This is a genomic window from Neobacillus sp. 114 (assembly GCF_030127045.1).
In the GTDB taxonomy this organism is placed as follows: Bacteria; Bacillota; Bacilli; order Bacillales; family Cytobacillaceae; genus Neobacillus; species Neobacillus rhizophilus.
This window is the reverse complement of the sequence record NZ_CP126144.1, coordinates 1,627,516-1,652,352: the sequence shown is the minus strand read 5'-3', so window position 1 is coordinate 1,652,352 and position 24,837 is coordinate 1,627,516. Positions and strand designations below refer to the sequence as shown.

Annotated in this window: 20 protein-coding genes; 2 read left to right on the top strand and 18 right to left on the bottom strand. The window is 40.8% G+C overall.

The features are described from left to right. Positions 1 to 35 precede the first annotated feature (35 nt). The 10 genes from QNN06_RS08180 to QNN06_RS08135 form a co-directional block, all read right to left on the bottom strand. The gene (locus QNN06_RS08180; RefSeq protein WP_284037389.1) at positions 36 to 1,523 is read right to left on the bottom strand and encodes a UxaA family hydrolase; all 1,488 of its coding nucleotides are present in this window, start codon (positions 1,521 to 1,523) and stop codon (positions 36 to 38) included. Between the two features lie 14 nt (positions 1,524 to 1,537). Further along, entirely contained in the window at positions 1,538 to 3,007 is a 1,470-nt protein-coding gene (locus QNN06_RS08175; RefSeq protein WP_284037388.1) for a tagaturonate reductase, read from the bottom strand. A gap of 86 nt (positions 3,008 to 3,093) precedes the next feature. After that, positions 3,094 to 4,092, bottom strand: coding sequence for a LacI family DNA-binding transcriptional regulator (locus tag QNN06_RS08170; RefSeq protein WP_284037387.1), 999 nt, complete (start codon positions 4,090 to 4,092; stop codon positions 3,094 to 3,096). Positions 4,093 to 4,195: 103 nt separating this feature from the next. Further along, positions 4,196 to 5,602, bottom strand: coding sequence for a glucuronate isomerase (gene uxaC, locus QNN06_RS08165; protein WP_284037386.1), 1,407 nt, complete (start codon positions 5,600 to 5,602; stop codon positions 4,196 to 4,198). Between the two features lie 228 nt (positions 5,603 to 5,830). Beyond that, positions 5,831 to 6,577 (bottom strand): response regulator transcription factor, encoded by a 747-nt coding sequence (locus QNN06_RS08160; protein WP_213116783.1) that lies wholly within the window; start codon positions 6,575 to 6,577, stop codon positions 5,831 to 5,833. A gap of 60 nt (positions 6,578 to 6,637) precedes the next feature. Beyond that, a complete protein-coding gene (locus tag QNN06_RS08155) occupies positions 6,638 to 8,473 on the bottom strand; it encodes a sensor histidine kinase (RefSeq protein ID WP_284037385.1) in 1,836 nt (611 codons plus the stop codon). Positions 8,474 to 8,562: 89 nt separating this feature from the next. After that, on the bottom strand, positions 8,563 to 9,600 hold the full coding sequence (locus QNN06_RS08150) for a TRAP transporter substrate-binding protein (RefSeq protein WP_284037384.1): 1,038 nt from the start codon (positions 9,598 to 9,600) through the stop codon (positions 8,563 to 8,565). 62 nt (positions 9,601 to 9,662) lie between these two features. Further along, a complete protein-coding gene (locus QNN06_RS08145; RefSeq protein WP_284037383.1) occupies positions 9,663 to 10,958 on the bottom strand; it encodes a TRAP transporter large permease in 1,296 nt (431 codons plus the stop codon). A gap of 2 nt (positions 10,959 to 10,960) precedes the next feature. Further along, positions 10,961 to 11,458: a TRAP transporter small permease gene (locus QNN06_RS08140; RefSeq protein WP_284037382.1), complete on the bottom strand. Its 498-nt coding sequence runs from the start codon at positions 11,456 to 11,458 to the stop codon at positions 10,961 to 10,963. Positions 11,459 to 11,695: 237 nt separating this feature from the next. Further along, entirely contained in the window at positions 11,696 to 11,983 is a 288-nt protein-coding gene (locus tag QNN06_RS08135) for a hypothetical protein (RefSeq protein ID WP_213116788.1), read from the bottom strand. Between the two features lie 127 nt (positions 11,984 to 12,110). Here QNN06_RS08135 and QNN06_RS08130 point away from each other — a divergent pair, with 127 nt between their 5' ends. Continuing rightward, the gene (locus QNN06_RS08130; RefSeq protein WP_284037381.1) at positions 12,111 to 13,373 is read left to right on the top strand and encodes a HAMP domain-containing sensor histidine kinase; all 1,263 of its coding nucleotides are present in this window, start codon (positions 12,111 to 12,113) and stop codon (positions 13,371 to 13,373) included. A 225-nt stretch (positions 13,374 to 13,598) separates the two neighbouring features. Here QNN06_RS08130 and QNN06_RS08125 read toward each other — a convergent pair whose 3' ends face one another. The 5 genes from QNN06_RS08125 to nagA form a co-directional block, all read right to left on the bottom strand. After that, complete coding sequence (locus tag QNN06_RS08125) at positions 13,599 to 14,639, bottom strand: CAP domain-containing protein (RefSeq protein ID WP_481819245.1); 1,041 nt, start codon at positions 14,637 to 14,639, stop codon at positions 13,599 to 13,601. A 139-nt stretch (positions 14,640 to 14,778) separates the two neighbouring features. Then, positions 14,779 to 15,516 carry an SIS domain-containing protein gene (locus QNN06_RS08120; protein ID WP_213116790.1) on the bottom strand — a complete coding sequence of 246 codons (738 nt, stop codon included), beginning with the start codon at positions 15,514 to 15,516 and terminating at the stop codon, positions 14,779 to 14,781. A gap of 19 nt (positions 15,517 to 15,535) precedes the next feature. Further along, positions 15,536 to 16,258, bottom strand: a complete 723-nt coding sequence (locus QNN06_RS08115) for a GntR family transcriptional regulator (RefSeq protein ID WP_213116791.1) — start codon at positions 16,256 to 16,258, stop codon at positions 15,536 to 15,538. 59 nt (positions 16,259 to 16,317) lie between these two features. Further along, the gene (gene nagB, locus QNN06_RS08110; protein ID WP_213116792.1) at positions 16,318 to 17,055 is read right to left on the bottom strand and encodes a glucosamine-6-phosphate deaminase; all 738 of its coding nucleotides are present in this window, start codon (positions 17,053 to 17,055) and stop codon (positions 16,318 to 16,320) included. Further along, the gene (gene nagA, locus QNN06_RS08105) at positions 17,052 to 18,251 is read right to left on the bottom strand and encodes an N-acetylglucosamine-6-phosphate deacetylase (RefSeq protein WP_284037380.1); all 1,200 of its coding nucleotides are present in this window, start codon (positions 18,249 to 18,251) and stop codon (positions 17,052 to 17,054) included. The genes nagB and nagA overlap by 4 nt, the downstream gene beginning before the upstream one ends. A gap of 253 nt (positions 18,252 to 18,504) precedes the next feature. Between nagA and nagE the strand changes: the two genes are divergently transcribed. Beyond that, positions 18,505 to 20,397 (top strand): N-acetylglucosamine-specific PTS transporter subunit IIBC, encoded by a 1,893-nt coding sequence (gene nagE / locus QNN06_RS08100; protein ID WP_213116794.1) that lies wholly within the window; start codon positions 18,505 to 18,507, stop codon positions 20,395 to 20,397. Between the two features lie 600 nt (positions 20,398 to 20,997). On the opposite strand, the gene menC is transcribed toward nagE, so the two are convergent. The 3 genes from menC to QNN06_RS08085 all read right to left on the bottom strand — a co-directional run bounded on the left by menC (position 20,998) and on the right by QNN06_RS08085 (position 24,835). After that, on the bottom strand, positions 20,998 to 22,104 hold the full coding sequence (gene menC, locus QNN06_RS08095) for an o-succinylbenzoate synthase (protein WP_217033078.1): 1,107 nt from the start codon (positions 22,102 to 22,104) through the stop codon (positions 20,998 to 21,000). Between the two features lie 95 nt (positions 22,105 to 22,199). Beyond that, complete coding sequence (locus QNN06_RS08090) at positions 22,200 to 23,684, bottom strand: amino acid permease (RefSeq protein WP_284037379.1); 1,485 nt, start codon at positions 23,682 to 23,684, stop codon at positions 22,200 to 22,202. A 17-nt stretch (positions 23,685 to 23,701) separates the two neighbouring features. Next, a complete protein-coding gene (locus QNN06_RS08085) occupies positions 23,702 to 24,835 on the bottom strand; it encodes an amidohydrolase (RefSeq protein WP_284037378.1) in 1,134 nt (377 codons plus the stop codon). Positions 24,836 to 24,837: the final 2 nt, after the last annotated feature.

Below are 24,837 nucleotides of genomic sequence, written 5' to 3'. Positions count from 1 at the left end.
CTTATTAGCAACAACCTTTTAGAAAAGAGCCAAACCTATAAAGTTACACCCGTTTTAAAAATAGCAATCTCTCTAAAGTCGTTTTTCTCGTTGTTCACCAACTCACCGCTCGCCACTTTAATCACATAGTCAATAAATTGTCTCAAGACAACATCTGCTGATTGCTCCAGCAATACTCCTGCGTCGAAGTCAATCCAATGGGGTTTTGCTTCAAATAGCGGGGTATTGGTTGAAATTTTCATGGTTGGAACGAAGGTGCCAAATGGTGTTCCTCTTCCCGTTGTAAACAGGACTAGCTGACAGCCTGCTGATGCCAGCGCAGATGCGGCAACAAGGTCATTTCCTGGGGCGCTCAACAGGTTTAGTCCTTTTTTCTTTAATCTTTCACCATATTTTAACACATCTGTAACGGTGGAAGTCCCCGCTTTTTGTGTACAACCGAGCGATTTATCTTCAAGCGTTGTGATCCCGCCCGCTTTATTCCCTGGCGACGGGTTTTCATATACAGGCTGATTGTTGGCGATAAAGTATTGTTTAAAGTCATTGATTAATTCTACCGTTTTTTCAAAAACCTCTTTATTTTCTGCTCGTTCCATGAGGATCGTTTCCGCTCCGAACATTTCAGGTACTTCAGTTAACACCGTGGTTCCTCCCTGGGCAGCAAGGAAATCCGACAATCTGCCAAGCAATGGATTGGCCGTGATTCCTGATAAGCCGTCTGAACCGCCGCATTTCAATCCAAGTTTCAGTTCGGATAATGGGACCTCTTCGCGCTTATCGTTTTTGGCATTTTCATAGATTTCCTTTAATAGCTTAACCCCTTCCTCGATTTCGTTGCCGACCTCTTGGGAAGCAAGGAACTTCACTCTGCCTTCATCAAATTCGCCAAGGCTTTCCTTAAATTCATATAGATTATTATTCTCGCAGCCAAGTGCTAACACGAGGACGCCGCCAGCATTAGGATGAAGGGCTGCATCCTGCAAAATTGTCCTTGTGTTGTGATGGTCGTCGCCAAGCTGGGAGCAGCCATAATTGTGCTTTAATACAAGGACATTTTCAAACGGGCTGATATCGCCCACTTCCTTTTGAAAACGTTTAATAATCGTTTCCGCTACACCGTTGACGCAGCCAACAGTCGGTACGATCCACAATTCATTGCGGATTCCGACGGTACCGTTTTTCCGTCGATGGCCCTTAAAGGTCAGGTTTTCATTTTTATAAGGATTGGCGGCTAGCTTCTGGTTAAATTGATAGTCTTTTATTCCATCAAGATTTGTTTTCGTATTTTGTGTATGAACATGCTCACCGGCAGAAATTACTTTTGTGGCATGACCGATTGGATAGCCATATTTTACTATAAATTCATTTTCTTGAATGTCCTTAACAGCGATCTTATGACCACGTTTTAGGTCATCTTTTAGCTCAACCTCACGCCCATTGACCGAAATGAATTGACCTTTTTGTAAATCCTGCAATGCCACAACAACATTATCATTTTCGTTAATCTGGATAAATTCCAACATTGCTTAAATCCCCCTTATCTTGCCGTTTTCTCCTTTAAAACTGCCCGGGTAGCCTGCTTCATTCCCTTTGTTTCGATTTCATGCAGATAATTCGTTACGGCGTCCGCTAATCCTTGAACAGAATTTAAGTCCATTCCCCAATTCTTCTTGTAACCTAAGACCGCACAAACGATTTCCCTCAGACTTTCAATGGATCCGTCAAAAGTACCCCATTGCGCTTTGAACAACTCAAGAATGTCTTCGTCATCACTAAGATTAATATCTTCCGCCCCTCTTTTTCCCTTATAAAAAGCAATCAATGCCGCAAGGGAGAAGACCAGTTTTCCCGGTAATTCCTTTTTACGGTTCATATACTCTAATAATGTTGGCAGGTCTCTAGTAGTATATTTAGAGATGGAATTCAATGAAATACTCATCAGAAAATGCTTGATATATGGGTTTCTAAATCGATCCAGAACATCATTCGCAAAAGAGGATAATTCTTCGGCTGGAAGATCTAATGTCGGAATAATTTCATCAAAAATCAGCTCTTTAATAAAGCTGCCAATCACCGGATGCTCGACCGCTTCTGCGACTGTTTCTAAACCGTAAAGATAGGAAACTGGTGTCATCGCCGTATGAGCGCCGTTTAAAATCCTCACCTTTCTTGTCCGATACGGTGTCAAGTCATCAACAAACATGGTGTCTAATCCAGCCAAATGGGTTGGAAATTCTTCTTTTATCCACTGTGGCCCTTCAATGACGAAGTTGTAGAATTGTTCGCTGGCAACGACAAAATCATCCTGGTAGCCAAGCTCTTCCGTCATTTCTGTGATCTTATCAACCGGAAAGCCTGGAACGATCCGGTCAACGAGGCTATTGCAAAATGTATTGGCATCATTGATCCATTGAACAAATTCCGCACCAAGATTCCAAGCAGCGGCATATTGGAGAATAATTTCTTTTAGTTTCTCGCCATTTTTTTCAATAAGTTCACAAGGAATGATGATTAACCCTTTGCTGTTATCCCCGTTAAAGGCCTGGAAACGATGATAAAGAAAGGCAGTCAGCTTCCCTGGAAAACTCTTTTGCGGACGGTCTTCCAAACGGTCCGTTTCCTGATAGGCAATCCCAGCTTCTGTTGTATTTGAAAAAACAAAGCGCAGCTCTGGATTTTGTGCGAGTTCAAGATATTTTTCATAATCAGAATAAAGGTTTATGCCTCTATTGATGGATTGGATTAAGGTATGCTCCTTCACCGGCTTACCATCCTTCATCCCTTGCAAATAAAGCGTATATAAGCCATCCTGGGCGTTTAATCTTTCTACCTTTTCATACCCGCGTGGCTGAACAACCACGATACTGCCGTTAAAAAGGTTAGCTTTATTCATAACATCGATTTGCCAATCAACAAATGCCCGTAAAAAGTTCCCTTCGCCAAATTGCAGGACCTTTTCCGGATAAGATTCAATGCCTTGGATGGTCTTTCGATTAAGTTTCTGCAAAGTTATCTCTCCTTTTATGCACACGTGAACATTTTTGCAATTTATATAACCGTTTAAAAGCTTCCCGCCCTTTAAACGGTATAAGTTTACTTCACTAAGGATACAGACTTTCTAATCACTAATTCCGTTTCAACAAAAATCTTATCAGCATTGTGTTCATTATTTTCAATCACTTCAAACAGTTTTTCAGCGCCAAGTTTACAGATTTTTTCAACTGGTTTCTTGACAGTTGTCAAAGGCGGGTTGGTATACTGTGCCGAGGCTATATCATCAAAGCCTGTGATCGAAATATCCTTCGGAACATTTAACCCTTTAGCAAATGCCGCATGGAGAGCACCGACTGCCATATCATCATTTGAGCAAAAGACGGCAGTAGGCGGATTTTCTAAGGCAAGCAGGTTTTCCATTGCTTCATATCCGCTTTGCAAGTCATAATTTCCTTTTACCATATACTCCTTACGGATTGGGATATCATTTTCCATCAATGCCTGCAGGTAGCCTTCCCTGCGTTCCAGTGTTGATTGGAAGCCTGTAATCCCTTCGATAATCGCAATATTCGAATGGCCATTTTCAATCAAATAGTTTACAGCATTGCAGGAACCTTCATGTTCATTCGATAGAATGTTAATGATAGACTGATCGTTGATTTCCCGATTCATTACCACAAGCGGAATTTTTTGATTTAACACATGATAAATAAAGGAATTATCAGCGTCACTTTGGCTCATTAAAATAATGCCGTCGAACCTTTTGCTATGAATCGTGGAAAAGTCTTCATAATCGTCAATCCCTCTCACAAACAAGTTGTAATCCTCATTGATGACGGCATTTACGCCTGTTACCGCATCAGCAAAGAAACTGGAAGATGTTCCATTGGATATGCTCGTAAAGAAAAGGCCGATGGTATATGACTTTTGCGTGACAAGGCTTTTGGCATTAAAGTTTGGTGTATAGTTAAGCTGAGCGGCTATTTCAAGGATCTTTTTTTTCGTATTTGGCTTGATTAGCGGACTGTCATTCAAGGCTCTGGATACAGTCGTATGGGATACATTTGCTAATTTCGCGATATCTTTTATTGTAACCATTTTGTTTCACCCTTTATTTACCTTCCGCTTTTCATTTTACTTGGAATAACGCTTTTTGAAAAGACGAGAGACTATATTTGCGCTCTCGTCTTTTACATGAAAATTATAGTTCAAAGCCAAAGTATTCGTTTGCGTTTTGATAGCTGATGCCTTGAACAATTTTACCTAAAAATTCGATGTTATTTGGTACTTCACCATTTTCAACCCATTCAGCAATTAGGGCGCACACAATTCTTCTGAAATATTCATGTCTTGTATACGATAAGAAGCTTCTTGAGTCAGTCAGCATGCCAATGAAGCGGCTGAATAGACCCATATTAGATAGTGATTTCATTTGCTCAATCATGCCATCTTTATTGTCATTAAACCACCAGGCTGTTCCGAATTGGATTTTCCCTGGGACACCTCCGCCTTGGAAATTGCCAATCATCGGAGCAATGATATTATTATCGTTTGGATTTAATGAATATATAATTGTCTTCGGAAGTCCGCTTTCCTGTTCGATCAAATCCAGAAGTTTAGCTAATGGCTTGGCGATGTTCTCATCATTAATCGAATCCCAGCCCGTATCCGGCCCCAATACCTTAAACATTTTTGAATTCGTATTACGTAATGCATTAATGTGAAGCTGCATTGCCCAGCCTAATTCCGTATAATGTTTACCTAAAAACTTGAAGGTATAGGTTTTGAATTTCTTTTCATCCTCTAAGGAGATTTTTTTCCCCTTCAAGGCTTCGCTGAAAATGACTGCTGCTTCTTCTTTAGTAGTGTCAGCATACAACATTTGATCAATGGCATGGTCAGAAACCAGACAGCCAACAGAATGGAAGAACATGATTCTTGACTCAATTGCTGTTAAATAGTCGTCATAAGAGTTAATAGACACCCCTGAAACCTCTTGCAGCTTTTTAACCCACGGCAGGAATGTATCACGGTTAATTTCTAATCCTTTGTCAGGTCTGAAGCTTGGTAAAACCTTGACAGCAAAACTTGAATCTTCTTTAAGCTTGAGGTGGTATTCCAGGCTGTCCACAGGATCATCGGTTGTGCAAACTACTTTTACATTTGATTTTGTAATGAAATCCCGAGCGCCAAAACCCTCGCTATTCAATTGTGCATTGACCTTCTCCCAAATTTCTGGTGCACTTTCCTCATCAAGTAAATCATAAATCCCGAAAAATCTTTGTAATTCTAAATGAGTCCAATTATAAAGCGGGTTTCCAATCGTCATTGGAACGGTTTTCGCCCACGCCATGAATTTGTCATAGTCATTTGCGCTGCCGGTAATGAATTCCTCTTGAACCCCATTTGCCCGCATTAAACGCCATTTATAATGGTCACCATATAACCAAGCTTCGGTAATATTTTTAAATGTTTTATTTTCATAAATTTCCTTTGGACTTAAATGGCAATGATAATCGATTATTGGCATTTGCTTTGCATAATCATGATATAAACGGACAGCAGTTTCATTTTTCAAAAGAAAATTCTCATCCATAAAGTTTTGCATATGTCCACCATCTTCCTAGTAAGTAAAGTATTGTTAACGTTAACAAATTGATTGAAAAAAATTTGTTGTTAATAGCAACCTTTTCCGTTAGTTCAACTAAATGTTAACGTTAACATTTATAGTTTTATTTTACCTTAGATCCGAATAGATTGCAATCGGTTTCAAAGAAATGCCAAGTAAAACCTGGATAGAAAAAAATCTACACAGGTTTTACGATGGAGGAAATTTTTAGCTTGTCTGGACACGCTTCCGATATTCAGATGGAGTCACTCCTGTTTTTCGCTTAAATAAGTTACTAAAATACGTAATATCTGAATAACCCAGCCGATCAGCTATTTCTGAAATCCTTAAGGAGGTCCTCTCAAGTAGTTTTTTTGCTTCATTCATTCGGATTTCAAGCACAAAGTCAACAAAGTTCTGTTCTGTTTTATCTTTAAAAAGCTTACTTAAATAACTTGGATTTAAATGCACGTAGTTGGCCGCTTCGGATAATGTTACCTCTCCTGGAACTTTGCTTTTGACGTATTGAATGACCTTCTCAACAGTGGATAATTCTGATGGATCGGCTTCTTTTTGGGGGGCAGCTGCCGCTTCTTCACTTTCCTGGCGATGCTTTACCCATTTATCCAGACATTCTTTTAATTCTTCAAGCTCTACCGGCTTAAGCAGGTAGTCAAATACCCCTGACCTTAGAGCATGCTGTACATACTTAAAATCATCGTAACCGCTGATCATAATACAGTCAGTACGAGACTCGCCATTTGCCAATGCCGTTACGAAGGCTAACCCGTCCATCACGGCCATCCTTACGTCTGTCATAACCAAATCAGCAGGTTTTTCCTTTAAAAAATCCAGCGCCTCTAGACCATTGGTGCATTCCCCAATGACCTCAAAAGGCAGTTCCGCCTTGGCGATTGTATGCCTCAGTGCAGTACGAACCCATTTCTCATCATCAACCAAGAGTATTGTGTACATGCCATCACTTCCCAATAAAGCAAAAAAATTTATGTTTTTGACTTCAGATCCTTCATTCAGCTAACCCCTAGGCCTGTTCATCGGCAAGCGAATGCTTATGACTGCACCATTGCCTTCGCAGCTTTCAACGCTGATACCATACTCGTCGCCAAAAAGGTGAACGATTCTTCGATGCACATTCACCATACCTATTCCGGGCCCGCCTTCTGTGACATCTTTTTGTCTTAGATTTTGACGGATTTCTTCCAACCTTGGCAGAGCAATCCCTATTCCATTGTCCTGAATTCTAATGACATAGGCATCTTCCGATTCTTGTAACGCCGTGATGGTGATTTTTGAGATGCCACCGGACGGTTCAAGCCCATGCTTAAAGGAATTTTCAACGATCGGCTGAATTGAAAATTTAGCAATCGTTTGTTTTTTCGCCCAGTCAGGAATCGCAAATTCATACTCGAATTTATCAGCAAAACGATGCTTCTGAATGCGCAGGTATACCTTTGTATGGAGAATTTCTTCGTCCAACAATACGGTTTGCGATTTATTATTTATATTATAACGCAATAATTTGGCCAATGCTGCGGAAATATCCGATATTTCCTCCATCCCATGTTCCAAGGCCATTCCGCGAATGGTTTCTAGAGAGTTAAACAAAAAATGCGGATTAATTTGGGCCTGAAGTGCTTTTAGTTCAATTTCTTTTTGACGCAGCAGCATTTCCGTTTCCCTGATTTTAGAAAGATATACTTCATCTACAAGCTCATTTAATCGGATTAGCATTTTATTGAACCCGTGCGTCAAATCACCAATTTCATCTTTTGACAAGACTTGGACCTGTCCGCTGAAATCACCTTCTTCCACTTTCTTCATGGTCTTTTGCAGACCTCTTATCGGCTTAATGATACTAATGGCTAAACCAATTCCGAGGACGGCGGCAACAAGCACGGTGAAAAGAGCATACATAAAAATCGTATTCCTGATATATACAGAACTTTTAATTAGTTCCTTATAGGGAATAGCGGTAATGACTGTCCAGCCAAGAAACCCAGAATGGCTGTATGTGAGTAATTTTTTCTCCTTTCCGCTTGTGACAAACGCCCCTGTTCCTCCAAGTAGAATTTCTTTCATATGCGGAAAAGAAGCTTTTTTCCCTAGCTCGGAGAAGTTTGGATTATACACATAATTCCCTTGCGAATCAACGATATACATAAACCCCGAATTCCCTATGTTAACCTGACTAGCAATTTCTTTAAAGCGCTTAAAATTTACATCCATAACAATAAATCCGATTGGTTTCAAGGTCTTCGAGCTAAACAGCCTTCTCGCGATGGATATGACATACTCCTGGTTCTCGTCATCCTCAAGTGTCCGTGTGAAAATGACAGGTTCACCTGTGTTCGGAAGTATTTTTTGAAAGAACTCTGACTGAAAAGACTCGATTGGATGGAAACGATTATAGCGGATATTCAGTGCATCTACCGCTGCCACATTGTTCACGTATATCGTAATATTCGAAATGTCCGACCTAGAGTAGGCAGCATTTTCTAACACGTGCTTTAGTTCATTTTCCATCCCGCTTGAGTTAAATTCCTCATTGGTATCCATTTGCATAAAACGTTTAACCGTCTGGTTGTTCAAAATTTTTAAAACCTCAATTTCAAAATCGCCCACATAATACTCAATATGTGTATTTACCTGTCTAATGATTTGCCAGCTGTATGAAGTTGCTTCATTCTCAAGCACTTCCACTGATTTCTCGTATGTAAAAAAACCAATAAAACCAATTGGGACCACAACAAGCAGCGCAGAAAATACAAACAACTTACGTATAAGGGACTGATCCTTCAAAAGCAGTGCATTTCTTAGCCGCCGGAATGCGTATCTTCCATAACGTTGCATATCACACCTTGTTTCTCTATAAAATGAAAAAAGAAAGACTATGCATAAATAGTAGCATAGTCTTTCCCAGTATCTTAAGAAAATATAGATTATTTTCTTGCCTTATCGATTGCATCTAGGACGTCGCTATATTCAGCACGATACTTATCGATTACAGGTTTAACCTTTTGCTGCCAAGGCTTAACATCTTCAACCTTAACAATGTTTACGCCAGATTCTTTCATTTTTGCTTCTGACTCTTTCTCCATCTTAGCCCATTCTTCTCTTTCTGTTTTAACAGATTCTTGGGCAGCTTCCTGGATAATCTTTTTATCTTTGTCGCTTAATTTATCCCAAACAGATTTGCTCATGATCACAACTTCAGGTACCCGCTGGTGGCCGTCAAGAATGATATTCTTCGCAACTTGATAGTGGTTAGCTGAAACATAGCTTGGCAGGTTATTTTCTGCTCCATCGATAACGCCAGTCTGCAGTGAGCTGAACACTTCTCCATAAGGCATTGGAGTCGCGCTGCCGCCTAGGGCTGAAATCATATCAATATTAATCTGGCTCTGTTGAACACGGATTTTGTGCCCCTTCAGTTCATCAACACTCTTGACAGGTTTATTGGTGTAGAAGTTACGGGAACCGGAATCATAATAAGCAAGGCCCAACATTTTGGCTCCTTCTAGGCTCTTTAATAATTCCTGCCCTTTTTCACCGTTTAAGAAATTCCATTGGTGTTCGGAATTGTCAAAGATGTAAGGAAGACTGAAAACACCCAGCTGTTTACTGAACTCAGCAAGCGGCCCAGTACTTACACGAGCAAATTCAACCGCTCCCAGCTGTACCTGTTCAATGACAGATTTCTCATCCCCAAGCTGTCCATTTGCGAAAACACTAACTTTAATGCGACCATTTGATTTTTGATTAACAAGCTCGGCAAATTTCTTATCACCCAATACAGTTGGGTAATTATCCGGCTGGTTATCAGCAATACGGAAAGAATACGTTTTTTCATCAGAGGCTGATTTTGACCCATCGGAAGAGTTTGACTTTTCTGCGGCTCCTCCACATGCGGATAGAATCAAACTTGCTCCAAGAATTGCACTAAGCGTTACAGATACACGTTTCGTTGACTTCTTCATTTTAAATCCCCTTTCCCAATTTTAAATTTGATTTTTATCTAGTTAAATCTCTGAAACCATTATTAATGACCTAACACTTTAGGCAGCCATAATGAAAGACTTGGTACATAGGTTAACAGCATCAATGCTGCCAAGAGTACCAATCCAAACGGTGCCATTGCCTTGGCGGCTCTCATGATAGGGATTTCGCCGATTGCAGAGCCGATGAAAAGAACCGTACCAACCGGAGGTGTCAAAAGCCCAATTCCTAAGTTCAACATTAGAATGATACCGAAATGAACCGGATCCATGCCCATTGCAGTAACAACAGGAAGCAAGATTGGTGTCATAATCAGGATAAGCGGTGCCATATCCATGCCACATCCGAGGATGAGCAGCAACACGTTTATAATCAATAGGATAATAATCGGATTATCAGAGATACTTAATAGTCCATTTGTCACCATGTTAGGTATTTGCAGGAACGAAAGTACATAACCTAAAGCATTGGATGCTGCAATCAGAAACAATACCATCGAAACTGTCCTGAAGGTACGAATCAGGATGGCCCCCATCCGGCTGAACGGAATTTCCTTGAAGACAAAGAAAGTAACAATGACTGCATACAGAACAGCGATAGCGCCTGATTCCGATGCGGTAAACCAACCCGAGAATATTCCGCCCAGGATGATCACAATTGGCATAACCGAAATGATTCCATCTTTAATGACCTTAGGTCTATCTTTTTTCTCAATGATAGTAGTTTGAGTGAAGCCTTGGCGGATAGCCAAAATGCGGGCTACAACCATAAGCGTTACACAAAGCAGGATTCCTGGCACTACACCAGCCATAAATAAGGTTGCAATGGATACACCGCCGGAAGCAAGAGAGTACAAAATTAAGTTATGGCTTGGCGGAACAACTACACCCTGAATCGCAGCAGCGGAAGTTAAACCAGTTGCAAATTCCTTACTGTACCCTTTTTTCTTCATCATCGGGATCATAACTGAACCGATAGATGATACGTCCGCAGCAGCAGAACCCGAAATATTACCAAACAATAGACAGGCAAGAACGTTTACCATCGCCAAACCGCCGCGTACACGGCCGACTATAAGCATGGCAAAATTAATTAAGCGAGCGGCCAAACCACCCTCATTCATTAATTGTCCAGCCAGGATAAAGAACGGGATTGTTAATAATGCAAATGAATTTACACCTTGAATCATCCGTTGTCCAACAACCTCAAGCGGAATGTTCAAATATATCATTGTAAGAACAGTTGAACCTGCCAATGTAAGTGCCACCGGAAAACGCAGCACCAGCATGATAACAAAGCTAGAAAGCAAAATAATTATGGCTATCGTTGTTTGATCCATCGTTAGTGGCCACCACCTTGAACATTATGTCTCCTTGTGTCAATACCAATTAATTGCAAGAAAGCGTAAATGATCATCATAAATCCTGTAATCGGCATAACACCATATTCCCAAGCATTGGATAGTTTTGTTGCTGGCAGAGTCGATTCACTCATTAGAACGGTAAAATCCCAGCCATATTTCAACAAATAATAACCGAATGCCATTGTAGCAAGAGATACCACTTTGTCGATGACGTTAATCGCTGCTGGTGGCAGTTTTGTGGTAAAGGATTCAATGGCTAAATGCAGTTTCTCACGAACGCCAATGGCAATTCCCATAAACGAAAACCAGCATAACATCAGAAGAGTAACCTCCTCTGACCAAAACAATACGAAATTAAACAATTTTCGAGTAAAAACCTGCAGCGTTACGATGATAATCATGGCAACCAGTGAGCCTAACGCCACTTTTTCAAAAAGACTATCTATGAGCAGACAAAATCGTTTCAGCGCTTTCACTAGCAAATCCTCCTCCTTTTTTTGATTTTTTTAATTCTTCATGATTTTGTAAGTGCTTTCTAAAATTATTGTAAATGTTTTCATTCCTATCGTTAACCCTGCTGATTTTAGATTTTTTTATACTTTTTTTAGGTCAGCGCAAAAATTCGACAAAAAATGGACTAAATTCTAAAAAAAGAAGAACGGGGCATCGCAGACTTTAGCCCCGTTCTCGATTATTTTTATTTTTCTTTAGCACTACGCTTCCGTTTCATTCATTTCGCATGCGTAAATTTCACAATTTATGATGGCTTCATCAAAGGTCGTTGCGGTACCAGTGATTCTTGCAGAACCGTAAAATTTGCGTCCCAATTCGATGGCACTTAATTTTAATTTCTCATTTTTAGGGTCCTTTTCCAATTCTGTCAATGCTTCATAATACTTGGATTTATTCTCCGAAATGGTTGATGATTTAAATAAAAAGACGGGTCCGAAAACGATAAAAGCGGCTAAGATGGGTGTAGCATAATAGAGTAAATGAACCATTTGAATCCCTCCGATATACTTTTTCCACATATTTGTCGTAATTTTGAGAAAAAAAGGTAAAATTTGTTGAAACCTGCGGAATTTACCTGTAAAATTTTCCTAACAGGTCTTTTGGATGGTGAAGTTAATGGAAGTAACAAAACATCTTTTCTTAAATCTATCCATTTTAATCATCTTTCTCTTTTTCAGTTTTATTTTAGTCGACAAAAGTAAAAAGATTACCCTTTCTAAGTCCTCTTATATCGTATTTTTTATTGTGATGCTTTGGATTTGCATCCAATTTTCCTATAATCCTATTTCTTCCGCTAGGTTCGATTTAAGAATCATTCCACTCGTCATCGGCGGATTATATATTGGTATTGGTCCGATTCTAGTAGCGGCCGCCATTATTATGAGAAGCTTTTTTGGAATTAATTCTGGCTTGTTTTTAACGACCCTGCTATTTATTCCCTATGCCATTGTTGTTTGGAGGATTTTCCCATGGTTTTGGAAGCAAGGTCCTGAAAGACGCATTTTCATATCTATTTGCTTCGGAATGACTCTGAGTGCTTTGACAGTAGTGGGCATGGTATTAACGGATACCCATGCATATTGGCTCGATGTTTGGGTCGCTTATTTAATAATCCCCGCACTTGGAATTGGAATTATCGCCTATGCTATTGAATTCATTCAAAAAAATATTGAAATGAGACAGCAATTAGTGAAGGCGGAAAAGTTAAAAGCAGTGGAACAAATGGGCGCGGCCATTTCACATGAAATCAGAAATCCCTTGACGGCGGCAAGCGGATTTGTACAGCTTTTGGAGGATGACCATCTCCCGCGGCAAAAAAGAAAAGAATACTTATCTATCGTCAAGGAAGAGCTAAATTCTGCAGAAAGAGTCATCCAAGATTATTTGACTTTTGCCAAGCCTTCCATCGAAACGTACGAGGAGCTTAATCTTAAAAGTGAACTCAAGCAAATCATAAATATTGTCCAGCCTTTAGCCAAACAGAATTCTGTTGAGATTATTACCGACTTTTCAGTTATTGGGATGATTAAAGGAGATCGGCAGAAATTTCGCCAATGCTTTGTGAATGTTTTAAAAAATGCCATTGAAGCAATGCCAAATGGCGGATATTTGAGTGTATCTACAGAATTTAATCAAACCTATGTAACGATTTGTGTCAATGATACTGGCATGGGCATGACAGGCAAACAAATCGAACGGCTTGGAGAGCCGTTTTACTCGACAAAAGGAAAAAATGGCACAGGCCTTGGTATGATGGTTGTCTACAGTATTGTCCGGGCCATGGGAGGAACCATTTCGGTAGAAAGCAAAGAAGGCATAGGGACAACCTTTTTATTCAAATTCCCCACTCTTACATCCATTTTGAAAAAACAAATATGATGAAAACCGACGGTACATTCGTGCCGTCGGTTTTTTGCTGTGTTTTTAGCTAATAAGTATAAACTCAACTACGCCTCATGAACCGTCCTGACGGACTTGCCAATCGGCGAGTTTTCATTTAGCTAATAAGTATAAACTTTCTATCGAAAGCTTTATACTTAACGCATAAATTCAACTACGCCTCTGTCTTCGTCCTAACGGACTTGCCAATCGGCGAGTTTTCATTTATTTCCCGATAAACATCTGCGACCAATGCTTGCCTGTTTCTTCAAACCCTACACCAATATGGGTAAAGTTAGGGCTGAGAATGTTTTTGCGGTGGCCTTCACTGTTCATCCAGGCATTCACTACCTCTTGTGGGGTCCGCTGTCCTTGCGCAATATTTTCTCCTGCTGATTTATAAGTGACACCAAAGTCCCTCATCATGTCAAATGGCGAGCCATACGTTGGGCTTGTATGAGAGAAATAGTGGTTTTGCTGCATGTCTAGGGCCTTCTTTTGAGCAACACTACTTAACTGTGCATCGGCCTTTAAGGCTGGAAGACCATTTTTGCTCCGCTGGGCATTCGTTAAATCAATCACCTGCTGCGCATATTGACCGACTGTGCCAGTCGTCGGTGCAGTACTTTTAGCTGGTGCCTTAGGCTGCGGCGCCGGTGTCGTCTGCTTCGGTGCAGGAGCAGGTGCTGGTGCTGGTGCTGGTGCCGGCTGAGTCTGCTTTGGTGCTGGTGTTGGTGCTGGTGTTGGTGCTGGCGCAGGAGCCGGGACAGGCTGGGTCTGCTTCGGTGCAGGTGCTGGTGCTGGCGTCGGCACGTTTACGTTTGGTCCCTGTAGGAACGGCTGTGCCTGCTCGATTACTCCAGTTTGGAACCAATTGCCTTGACTAGGGTCGAGACGGGCAAATTGATATTTAGCATCCCTGATTAAGACAGCTCTCGTATGAGGATATTGATCGCTGTCTAAATTTGTGAAATAAGCTGAAACCGTATCATCATTGGTTCGTCTTATTTTTCGATTATCATTAAACAGATTTGCATCAAAGTCCGGGTCGTTGTTGTCATTATTTGTATAATCTTCCGTCAGTGGACCATTATGGTCAATCCCATCATCTCTGCCATTACGAACATTGAAGATGCCATTATTTCGGTTGTTCGTATCCAGACTCACCCTGTTACGATCGTTAATGTCATTTCTGTCATTGTTACACGCAGCCAAACCCATTGTAAGGATAGCAGTTAAAGTTAAGCTAACCGATTTTTTTATCAATTGTAATACCCCCTTTTGAAAAAATTTTCGCTTGCTTACTTATTTTCTAAATTTCTTAAGGAAAGTATTAATGGAAATTAACGTCTTAAAACACAAAAAAAGCCCGCGATTTCACAAGCTTTTTGAGTAATTAAATGCTTTATTTATCCAGCATAGGAATTCTGTTTTTATATCTATTGATTAACTCACGATTATGTTTAGCCGAACCATCAGCATTGCCGCTTTTAAAGATAGGCGGAGTAAACTGATGTTCCACCATCATATTCACCGCCTCGGCCATGATTCCATTGGCAATTGCTGTGCCCACAACAGTGGAACCCGATCCAAACGATACTTCCAGATCTGGCAGCTCCATCATGGCATCCCCTATAGGAATGTGGTTATCGATGACAAGGTCCGCCGCTTGAAACAGATAATGTCCGTCTTTATGTCGGGACGAAACATTTTTTGGATAAGCAAGTGAAGTAATGGCAATGACAAAGGCCTTCTGTTTCTTAGCCCATTTTGCCACATCAATGGGGACCGGATTTCTTCCTGATGTAGAAACAATCATGACGACATCATTTGGCGCTATACTGATGTTCCCCATAAATGAATCGGCAAAATCATTTTGCTGTTCCAGTTGAGACGAACGTACTGCTCCTTTATGAAGCATAAGGTCTTCGATCAAGATGGGGTTTATTGGAACCAATCCGCCAGCACGGTAAAAAAGCTCCTCCCCAATCATGTGCGAGTGGCCGCAGCCAAATACATGAACAATTCCATCATTTTCAATACACTTGGCAATCTCGTGTGCTGCCGCTTTTATGCTTTTTCCTTCCACCTCTTCAACAGTGGTCAATAGCTCTTTTAGTTTTTTAAAGTATTGATTGAACATAGCAAAATCTCCATCATTTTTATCTCTTCATCTGAATCATGAATTTGTAACGGTCTGCCCGATAAACTGACTTTACTAACTCAACAGGGGTCCCGTCCTTTAAGTAAGTGTTTCGCTGGATGAGCATGACGGGCGCTCCCTTGTTGATTTTAAGCAATTTTGCTTCATTTTGATTCGCAATTGAAGACTCAATCATCTGAGAGGCGCTGTCGATTTTTAAATGTAACTGCCCTTCAATATAGGCATATAATGATTGATTGACAATTTGTTCTGTAAGTCCTTTAATAAGATTGGCGGATATGTAGTTCGTTTCATACGCCATGGGAACACCATCTGCCAAACGAATCCTTTTGATTTCATATACTGGAGCAAACTCCGAAATGGAAAGCTGACTGGCAACTTGTATCGATGCCGGAATCATTTCAAAATGAATTAACTGACTCCCCGGAATCATTCCTCGTGTCTTCATATCCTCGGTAAAACTGGTTAATCCTTGCAGGGGCTGCTCGATTTTCCGCTCTGCAACAAAGGTTCCCTTTCCTTGCAAGCGATATAAATAGCCATCATTAACGAGCTGGGTAAAGGCCTGCCTCACCGTCATTCGGCTGATTTTATACTTTTCAGCGTATTCCCGTTCTGGAGGAAGGGCATCTCCCGGCAGTAGTTCCCCTTTTTCAATTAACTCTTTAATATGCTCTTCCAATTGATAATAAATAGGAATGGGGGAGTTCTTATTAATCATTTTGCCATTAACACCTTTCTCTCTTTACTCAGGACGTTTTGATGTCCTAATGCCTGCCTTTAACAAGGCAGCTTTAAATCTGCAACAGCCGCTTTATCTGCAATTATTGTAACATAAGGATGTTTTTTCAGAGCAGAGGCCGGGAAATTTTCTGTTAATTCCCCATTCAACAGCTTAAACATGGCGTCATTCTTGGATTCTCCAGAAACTAAAAGTAAAATTTCCTTGCTTCTTAGTATGGAAGCAATCCCCATGGTAATGGCTTTGGTTGGTACTTCCTCTATATTGTTAAAAAATCTGGCGTTAGCTTGAATGGTTGACGGCGCCAACTGAACGACATGCGTGTTAGAACGAAATGAGGTTCCCGGTTCATTAAAGCCGATATGACCGTTTTGGCCAATTCCCAGTAGTTGCAAATCAATCCCGCCATGTTTTTCGATTAAATCGTCATAATAAAGGCATTCAGCCTGCATATCTTTAACAATCCCGCTCGGAATAAAGGTTTTACTTTCATGGACATCGATATGGTTGAACAATTGCTCATTCATGAAATAACGATAGCTGTTTTGATTATCGCCGGAAAGCCCTATATATTCATCCAAATTAAATGTTGTAACATGTTGATAGGAAGTTCCGTTCTTCCGATGATCGGCAATTAAATTTTTGTAAGTTCCAACAGGAGTGCCGCCTGTTGCTAAACCAAGTTTTATTCTAGGATTGTTTATAACTTTTTCAATGATATATTCCGCCGCTTTCAGACTCATTTCGTTATAATCTTTAACTTCAATAATTTTCATTTTTTTTCTGCCTCCTTTTTAAAAGCAACTGCTCCCCGGCAAAGAGTCATGAAGATTTCCATATTGTGATCAAGAATGACGATGTCCGCATCTTTTCCAGCCGCAATGCTGCCTTTCTTGTCATATATATTTAGCTGTTTTGCCGGATTCACGGAAACCATTTGAACAGCCTCTTCAAGGGTACAGCCTGTAAATGATAGGACATTTTTTACTGCATGTCCCAATTTCAAAATACTGCCGGCCAAAGTCCCATCCGCAAGTGTAGCTTTGCCATCTTTCACGGTTACCTCTTGTCCGCCAAGGTCATAATGGCCGTTTTTCAAGCATTTAGCCCGCATCGAGTCAGTAATTAAGATAATTCCTTCACTCTGTTTTTGTTTAAAGGCAAGTTTGACCATTTCCGGGTGAACATGCACGCCATCAACAATCATCTCTGCCTTTAACTCATCATGCAAAAAGGCTGCACCCACTATGCCGGGTTCACGATGATGAAGGCCTCTCATTTGATTGAATAAATGTGTAACATGATTGGCACCGGCTTTTACTGCTTCCCCTACCTCTTCAAAGGTGGCATCTGAATGTCCGATGGAAGCAATAATACCGTTTTCCCTTAAATAACGGACCATCTCTAAACCGCCTGGCCGCTCGGGAGCTAAGGTGACAAGTTTTATCATTCCATTGGATCGTTCTTGCCACTCTTTTAATAATGAGAGATTTGGATCTATGATGTATTGTGCGGGCTGTGCTCCTGCGCGGCTGGCATTGACAAACGGCCCTTCCAAATGGATCCCAAGAATTTCTGCCTGGCCTTTATCCGGTTGATTAGATATATAATCACCAGCATTGATAACGGCTTTTTCAATTTGTTCTGGTTCATGGGTCATGGTGGTGGCTAAAAAGCTTGTTGTTCCTTCACCAGGCAAGGACGACGCCATGTTGTCCAAGGCTTCTTTTGTTGCATCCATCGTATCGGCACCGTTCACTCCATGGATATGGACATCAATGAATCCCGGTACCGCAATATAATTGGAAGGAACCTCAATTATTTCAAAGTTTCCTTCATTAGAAAGATCCTCTAATCTCCCAACTTCAATGATGTGGTTATTTTCAATTTTTATATATCCTTTTTCAATAATGCGATCTTCTGTATAGATTTTTATATCTTTAATTAAGATAAGATTATCTATTGGGTTCATTTTCATTACTTCCTTTCAGATTCTCACTTAATAGTAGCATTACTTTTTTCTAGTTGTCTATACCAATTTTTATTAAGGAAATAAATTAGAGCGTTTTCAACCTTTATAAACATTGATTTATCAAGTATTTGAATAATTTTAAAAAATAACACTTTTAAATTGGTATAGACATCTATAATCGGTTGGTGGTATATTTGTACACGAAAAGCGCTTTCAACTAGGATAATCTTTTAATAAAAGGAGAGAAAACATCATGTTAGGCTTTTTACAACGAATCGGTAAAGCTCTCATGCTTCCTATCGCAGTATTGCCAGCAGCAGGATTGCTGCTTCGTTTTGGGCAGCCGGATTTATTGGATATTCCGTTTATTGCCAATGCGGGGAATGCCATATTTGCTAACCTCGCTTTGATTTTCGCTATTGGGGTAGCAATGGGATTTGCTAAAGATAATAATGGTGCGGCAGCATTGGCTGGTGCAATTGGTTATTTAGTTTTAACAGAAGGAACAAAAGCAATCGATAAAAACATCAACATGGGTGTTCTCGGAGGGATTCTCACAGGGATCATCGCGGGACTTCTTTACAATCGCTACCGTGATGTGAAGCTTCCTGAGTGGTTAGGATTCTTTAGCGGCAGACGTTTTGTTCCGATTATTACCTCCTTAGCGATGGTCGTTTTAGCGGGAATTGCCGGCTTTGTTTGGCCGCCAATCCAGGATGCGATTAATGGAGTTGGCAACTGGATTATTGGATTAGGCGCAGTTGGCTCCGGTATTTTCGGATTCTTAAACCGCCTGCTTATTCCTTTAGGTTTGCACCATGTATTAAATAGCTTATTCTGGTTCCAGTTTGGCGAATTTGAAGGCAAAGCTGGAGACATTGCCCGCTTCTTCGCAGGCGATCCAACAGCCGGGGGATACATGACCGGATTCTTCCCGATTATGATGTTTGGACTTCCTGCAGCAGCATTTGCCATTATCGCTGCCGCTAAGCCGGAAAAGCGAAAAGCAACTTCCGGGATGTTTATCGGTCTGGCGTTAACGTCATTCTTAACAGGTATTACTGAACCAATTGAATTTTCTTTCATGTTTATCGCGCCAATTCTTTACGGAATTCACGCTGTCTTAACAGGATTGTCCATGTGGATTACCTCCCTTTTGGGAATTAGGGATGGATTTACTTTTTCAGCGGGTGCAATCGACTATTTGTTAAATTTCAATATCGCTGAAAAACCGATCTTGTTATTAGTTGTAGGTCTTGTTTATGCTGTTGTTTATTTCGCTATTTTCTATTTCTTAATAAAGGCACTTGATATTAAAACTCCTGGACGTGAGGACGAATCTGCTGAGGAAATTTCTGAATCCCCAGCTGCTGCAACTGCTGGAGGCAACAAATATGAAATGATGGCTTATCATTTTATCAATGATATCGGCGGTCGGGATAACATTACAACGATTGATAACTGTACAACCCGCCTCCGTTTAAATGTGGTGGATATGGATAAAGTTAACGATTCTGCCTTGAAAACGCATGGTGCTAAAGGGATCATGAAATTGAATAAAAAGAACCTGCAGGTTGTTGTCGGTACTGAGGTTGAATTTGTCGCCGATGCCATGAAGAACATGGATACGAAGGCGGTAAATTTCGATAAAAGTGTTGAAGAAAATAAACCAGTAGTTTCAAACGGTCTCCAGCCGTTGACTGATAAAGACTTTGTGATGCCAATTGAAGGGGAAATCATCCCGCTTTCAGAGGTTCCTGATCAGGTATTCTCACAAAAAATGATGGGTGACGGCTTTGGAATTATCCCTGCCAACGGGGTTGTTGTATCACCAGTAGACGGGGAAATAATGAATGTTTTTCCAACCAAACATGCGATTGGCATCAAATCGAAGCAAGGTTATGAAATTTTAATCCATATCGGTTTGGATACCGTTAATTTAAAAGGTGAAGGATTTAACGTACTTGTTCACGAGGGCCAGCAAGTAGTTAATGGTCAAGAGATTTTGAAGTTTGATTTGAATTTTGTTAAGAAATCCGTACCATCTGTTGTAACACCAGTTATCTTCACAAATTTAACAAAATTAAATGTGAAGAAGCTTGGAAAAGCGGAACAAGGTAAGAGCGGAATTTTATCAATTGAATAGAAATAAAAGGCTGTCGAAAAACTTTCGATGGCCTTTTATTTTTGGCTTTCCAATATATTGATTTCTCGATTCTTTTTAAAAAGTTCGGATGATGGAGGCCCATCTTATCCCCTCATTCTTTTAAGCCCCAGCCCCTCATGAGGACATGAAGGACATAATCGAAGCAATCTTAGAGGAAAATGTCCTCGCATTACCATTTATTTGGATATACTTTCCGATTTGGTGTGGTTACTTTCCAAATGGGGAGAAATACTTGCCATATTCATGATTTTATTTACACTTTTTTGCCATATACTTACCGGAATACCTGATTTACTTTCCAAACTTATTTTTCAGGGGGAATTCACCCCAAAAAGCCAGGCGGCGAGCCTGGCTCAGGTAACATATGAGATCTAAAAAATACCTTTTTAAAATTTACTCGCTTGATTTGAGGATTTACTCGCCAACTTTTGACTTTTACTCGCCTAATTTCAAAATTTACTCGCCCAAATCAAGATTTTACTCGCCAAACCCTAACTCCTTTAGGTTTAGACAAAATAAAAAATTGCCGAGAAAAATCTCGACAATCTGAATCGCCAGGCCCAAACCTGTCGATTTCTATCAGCGATATGTCTTGCTATATAAAGTATATTTTTTAACTTTATCCATGCTTACTTCATATCCCATTCCAGGTGTGGTTGGCACTGTGATGGTACCATTTTCGACCGTGACCTCCGGCTCGATAATGTCTTCTGCCCAGTAAAGTGATGAACCGGCTGTATCACCAGGAAGAGTAAATCCAGGCATGGCGGTCATGGCGATATTGTGGGCCCTGCCGACACCTGCTTCTAGCATGCCGCCGCACCAAAGCGGGACATTCCGCTCTAGGCAGTAATCATGGATTTTCTTAGCCTCCGTTAAACCGCCAACACGGCCGACCTTTACGTTAATAATTTTACAGCTTCCCAATTTCAAAGCCTTCTTTGTATCCTCAAGTGAATGGATACTTTCATCAAGGCAAATTGACGTTTTTAAATTAGCCTGCAATTCTGCATGGTCAATAATATCATTGTACGCCAAGGGCTGTTCAATCATCATTAGATTATAGTCATCCAGCGCTTTTAATAAATTCATATCCGCTAAGGTGTAAGCGGAATTAGCGTCCGCCATGAGCGGAATATCTGGGAAAACTTTACGAACCTTATCAATTAATTCAACATCCCAGCCCGGCTTAATTTTTAACTTAAAGCGTTTGTAGCCTTCCGCACGGCGCTGTTCAATTACATCCAATGTTGCCTCAATGGAATCCTTGATGCCGATACTCACGCCTACATCGATTATTTTTTTCGTTCCTCCCAGCACACTTGCTAGAGATGCATTTTGCTCTCTGGCATATAAATCCCAAACAGCCATATTCAAGCATGCCTTCGCCATATAGTTGCCGCGAATATGAGCAAATTTCTCAGCAAGTTCATCCGGATGGTGAATTTCACTATTTAATAAAATCGGAATCAGAAAATCCTCCAGCATGTGCCAATTGGTTTTGACCGTTTCTTCATTATAATAAGGAGTCGGCATAGCCACATTCTCAGCCCAGCCAACAAGCCCGTCCTCATTCATGATTTCAACAAGGATAAAATCCTTATCATACTCTGCACCGAAACTAGTTACAAATGGATAAAGCAAATCCATCTTTAAATGACGCAGGTTAACTTGTTTTATTTTCACCTTGTGTCCCCTCCTCAATTGATATGTATATCATTCATTATTTCATAATTTTTCAAAAAGCCAAACCGCCGTATTTGGCGGTTTGGGGAGCAAATTTATTCGCGGCTGAAATCACACTCTTGAAGTGGAACCATTTTGGATTTCTTCATGATTTTATAACTTAAATAACCCAAAATAAATAATGGCAGTCCAATGTAGGAAACAGCAATTCCATACCAGTCTATCTTGTCGCCGATAAAGGCTCCATAGTTGGTGCCGAGCATCGCGACTAAACATAATGCTGTAGCCAAAATAGGGCCTAATGGGAACCATTTGGCGACATAAGGCAGGTCTTTCATATCTCTGCCTTGGGCTTTATAAGCTTTTCTAAACCGGTAGTGGGTGACGGAAATACTCAACCAAGAAAGATATCCTGCCAACCCGGCAGCGTTTAATAACCAATTATAAACCGTTCCGTCGCCAAACAGGGACGTAAGAAAGCATAACATTCCGACTAACGTAGTCAAATAAATGGCGTTAACCGGTACGCCGCCTTTACTCACTTTTTTCAAAAATCTAGGTGCTTTACCTTCCTCAGCAAGCGTCCAAAGGACACGAGAGCCTACATATAAAGAGGAATTTCCTGCCGATAAAACCGAAGTTAGAATAACAGCATTCATGGCCGCAGCAGCAAACGCAAATCCTGCGTGTTTAAACACAAGTGTAAACGGACTGACAGCAATATTTTCCAAATCGCCGCCTAATAAATTTGGATCTTTGTAACTGATTAAAGCACCAATAACAAAAATCGCAAGAACATAGAACAAAAGAATCCGCCAAAAGATTTGTTTGATGGAACGCGGCATATCCCTTTCTGGATTTTCACTTTCACCCGCTGCAACACCGACCATTTCCGTTCCTTGGAAGGCAAATCCGACTACCATGAAAACACTGAAGATGGCAAACAGGCCGCCTTTAAATGGTGCTTCCCCCTTTGTGAAGTTTTCAAATCCGTCAGTATGACCGCTCATGATTCCAAAAATCATTAATAAACCAATGGCGATGAAAACAATAATCGTGACAACCTTGATCAGTGAAAACCAGAATTCTGCTTCTCCATATCCTTTAACAGATAAAATATTTAATGCAAAAATAATAGCTAGAAAACTTGCACTCCATACGATTCCCGGTGTATTGGGAAACCAGTATTTCATGATTAATGAAGACGCAGATAACTCCAAGGCCAGAATGATTGAGTTATTGTACCAATAGTTCCAGCCCACTGCAAAGCCAAGAGCGGGGTCCACAAACCTTGCCGAATAGGTCGAAAACGACCCTGAAATCGGAATAAGGGCTGCCATTTCAGCCAAGCTGGTCATTAGGAAATAAACCATAATTCCAGCAATCATATAGGCTGCAAGCGCACCGCCAGGACCAGCATCATGTATGGTAGCACCACTTGCAAGGAACAGACCGGTACCAATCGTCCCGCCGATGGCAATCATCGTTAAATGTCTAGTTTTGAGCTTACGTTCTAAATGTTCTTTTCCCTGGGGTGAAGTTTGAACGACAGCATCCGCTTTACGAGCAGTATTTTGCATAAAACACCTCTTTTTTTTTAGTATTCTTCTAAAGCTAGCATTATGGTTTTTGTTAAGATTTTAGCGCCATAATGCAGTGCTTCTAATTGAAATGTCATCTTTGGATGATGCAGGCCGGGAGCAAGGCCACAGCCCAATCCAATCATTGTGGCAGGAAGCCCTGGGTTTTTCACTGTGTAAAAATGGAAGTCCTCACCCCCTTGAGAAACACAGACTGGAACAACCTGATGTTCCCCGAGAATATCCTTGATAGCGTTTTCAGCAAACTTTATAGCTTTTTCATTCTTAATTGCTGCAGGAACGTACTCTTCCATCTTCCACTGAACAAAAGCACCCGATTCCTCCATTACTTGCTCCATGATTTCATGAGTCCGTTGTGTTAGTATATCCATTACTTCATTGGATTGGGCTCTGGCATCGATGGTAAAGCCCGCCGTTTCCGGAATCACATTAGATGATTCGTTCTCAGTGTGCAGCTGGGTCATTTTGATGGAATAAGGCAGCTTGGTTTCAAGCTTAATCCCTTTAAGTTTCTGGACAATCAGCGCCGCAGCTTCTATCGCATTGATCCCGTCTTGAGGACGTGCCGCATGGGCTTGTCTACCTTTAATCGTCCCTTTCACTGTCCCTGCAGAACCGTGGATAATCACAGGTGAGGCATGCGAATAAGGAACCTCAAATTGCGGGCGCATATGAACGCCAAACAACAGTTTAACCTGTTCTAGTGCACCGTCCTCCATCATCTGTAGGGCACCTTCGCCTTTTTCTTCTGCAGGCTGAAAAATAAATCTTAGGGTATGCTTCGGGTTCATGCCACTCGCAGCTAAAGCCAAGGCAGAATAAAGAACCATGGTACTGTGGGCATCATGTCCGCATGAATGATTGGCCTTTACCACACCATCCACTTCCTGAACAAGAGCGTCCAGATCTGCTCTTAAAGCGATAACCTGGTCGGATTGTCCGGGAATCTCGGCGACAATTCCGTAATGGGTGGGAAACGTCTTGATGAGAAGACCTGCATTTTTCAAGCGGTTCACTAAATATTGTGATGTTTTTTGCTCTTCCCAGCTGGGCTCCGCCACTCTATGCAAATCGTGATAGGTTTGAAATAGTAATTCTTTGTTTTGCTCAATATAATCAATTGGATTCATGA

Bases quoted from the DNA above. Each gene is read 5' to 3' on its own strand.
- QNN06_RS08090 (WP_284037379.1), bottom strand. From the start codon at position 23,684: ATGCAAAATACTGCTCGTAAAGCGGATGCTGTCGTTCAAACTTCACCC.
- QNN06_RS08155 (WP_284037385.1), bottom strand. From the start codon at position 8,473: ATGCAACGTTATGGAAGATACGCATTCCGGCGGCTAAGAAATGCACTG.
- QNN06_RS08150 (WP_284037384.1), bottom strand. From the start codon at position 9,600: ATGAAGAAGTCAACGAAACGTGTATCTGTAACGCTTAGTGCAATTCTT.
- nagA (WP_284037380.1), bottom strand. From the start codon at position 18,251: ATGAACCCAATAGATAATCTTATCTTAATTAAAGATATAAAAATCTAT.
- nagE (WP_213116794.1), top strand. From the start codon at position 18,505: ATGTTAGGCTTTTTACAACGAATCGGTAAAGCTCTCATGCTTCCTATC.
- nagB (WP_213116792.1), bottom strand. From the start codon at position 17,055: ATGAAAATTATTGAAGTTAAAGATTATAACGAAATGAGTCTGAAAGCG.
- QNN06_RS08170 (WP_284037387.1), bottom strand. From the start codon at position 4,092: ATGGTTACAATAAAAGATATCGCGAAATTAGCAAATGTATCCCATACG.
- QNN06_RS08135 (WP_213116788.1), bottom strand. From the start codon at position 11,983: ATGGTTCATTTACTCTATTATGCTACACCCATCTTAGCCGCTTTTATC.
- QNN06_RS08180 (WP_284037389.1), bottom strand. From the start codon at position 1,523: ATGTTGGAATTTATCCAGATTAACGAAAATGATAATGTTGTTGTGGCA.
- QNN06_RS08145 (WP_284037383.1), bottom strand. From the start codon at position 10,958: ATGGATCAAACAACGATAGCCATAATTATTTTGCTTTCTAGCTTTGTT.
- QNN06_RS08115 (WP_213116791.1), bottom strand. From the start codon at position 16,258: ATGATTAATAAGAACTCCCCCATTCCTATTTATTATCAATTGGAAGAG.
- QNN06_RS08085 (WP_284037378.1), bottom strand. From the start codon at position 24,835: ATGAATCCAATTGATTATATTGAGCAAAACAAAGAATTACTATTTCAA.
- QNN06_RS08160 (WP_213116783.1), bottom strand. From the start codon at position 6,577: ATGTACACAATACTCTTGGTTGATGATGAGAAATGGGTTCGTACTGCA.
- QNN06_RS08130 (WP_284037381.1), top strand. From the start codon at position 12,111: ATGGAAGTAACAAAACATCTTTTCTTAAATCTATCCATTTTAATCATC.
- QNN06_RS08120 (WP_213116790.1), bottom strand. From the start codon at position 15,516: ATGTTCAATCAATACTTTAAAAAACTAAAAGAGCTATTGACCACTGTT.
- uxaC (WP_284037386.1), bottom strand. From the start codon at position 5,602: ATGCAAAACTTTATGGATGAGAATTTTCTTTTGAAAAATGAAACTGCT.